Origin of the sequence: Paraburkholderia sp. SIMBA_030, from assembly GCF_046535245.1 — a bacterium.
Lineage (GTDB): Bacteria > Pseudomonadota > Gammaproteobacteria > Burkholderiales > Burkholderiaceae > Paraburkholderia.
This window is the reverse complement of record NZ_JAWRXB010000223.1, coordinates 1-319: the sequence shown is the minus strand read 5'-3', so window position 1 is coordinate 319 and position 319 is coordinate 1. Positions and strand designations below refer to the sequence as shown.

1 protein-coding gene is annotated in these 319 nt (G+C 46.1%); it reads left to right on the top strand.

The genetic code is table 11. The features are described from left to right. On the top strand, window positions 1-319 hold a 319-nt coding region (locus SB772_RS39765; protein ID WP_410838488.1), incomplete at both ends, for a hypothetical protein.

The following is a 319-nucleotide window of genomic DNA, read 5'->3' as shown; positions in this document are numbered from 1 at the left end:
CTATCATCGTGCGTGCCGCGATGGTAGTCTGAATGTTGGTAGCTGCTTACTCAACAAACGTACACGTGAGCAAGTCGGACTTGGTATCAGTAGTAACGGTAACCAGCCAAACTATATTGCTAATCTCGTGATATCAAATCATCCTTATCATCCAGCGCGCACACGTTGGCTGACTGCTGCCTTGATTGATTTACAACAGCAAATAATACCGCTTATACGTTACCAAGGCATACGCAGAGTTGCATTGCTTGCGCGGCCGCTTATCTCAGGCAAACCACGTGATATCGTATCCAATGAAAGCACTACAGCAGATATCCTA